Origin of the sequence: Mesorhizobium sp. M7A.F.Ca.CA.001.10.2.1 (genome assembly GCF_003998575.1) — a bacterium.
Lineage (GTDB): Bacteria > Pseudomonadota > Alphaproteobacteria > Rhizobiales > Rhizobiaceae > Mesorhizobium.
In genome coordinates, this window is the sequence record NZ_RZQY01001251.1 from 1 (window position 1) to 645 (window position 645).

Here is a 645-nt window from a genome sequence, read left to right on the forward strand (position 1 = left end):
CGTGCGCGGTTGGGTGACGTCGGGCGGCTATGCGCATCATTCGAAGAAGTCCGTCGCCGTCGGCTATGTGCCGAAGGAGATCGCAGATGAGAGCGACGGCTTCGAAATCGAGCTGCTGGGCAAGCGTCATGCGGCGCGCATTCAGGCGGTGCCGCTTTTCGACGCCAATTTCGAACGGATGCGTGCCTGAAGCGCTTCGGCTTCGCCGATGCGCTTCAGATTCCTGTTTGTGCATGTCGTGTCCCAAAACCGCTGGGCACTTTGGGCGACATGCACTAGTCACGCCCCTTCTTCTGGGCGTCAGGCGCTGCGGCGGTTGTCCAGCGCGAAGGCGCCGGCGCCGGCAAACACCAGATAGAGGAAGATGAAGCAGAAAGAGATCGCCGAATCGCCGCCATTGTTGACCGGGAAGAAGTCGCGCGGCATGTGCGCCATGAAATAGGCGATCGCCATTTCGCCGGCCAGAAGGAAGGCTACGGGCCGCGTGAACAGGCCGAGCGCCAGCAGGATGCCGCCGGCGAATTCGAGGATGCCGGCGGTCATGGTCAGCCCGGAAAGGGCGTGGGGATCGGCGCTGACGGGGAAGTTGAACAGTTTCTGGCTGCCATGCTCGATGAACTGCAGCGCGGTCATGATGCGCAACAC

2 protein-coding genes are annotated in these 645 nt (G+C 62.3%); one reads left to right on the forward strand and one right to left on the reverse strand.

Going from position 1 to position 645, the window contains the following annotated elements:
- A partial coding sequence (locus EN964_RS36450; protein ID WP_164776570.1) for a glycine cleavage T C-terminal barrel domain-containing protein occupies positions 1–190 on the forward strand: 190 nt, incomplete at its 5' end.
- A 110-nt stretch (positions 191–300) separates the two neighbouring features.
- Here EN964_RS36450 and EN964_RS36455 read toward each other — a convergent pair.
- A complete protein-coding gene (locus tag EN964_RS36455) occupies positions 301–645 on the reverse strand; it encodes a DoxX family protein (RefSeq protein WP_127277592.1) in 345 nt (114 codons plus the stop codon).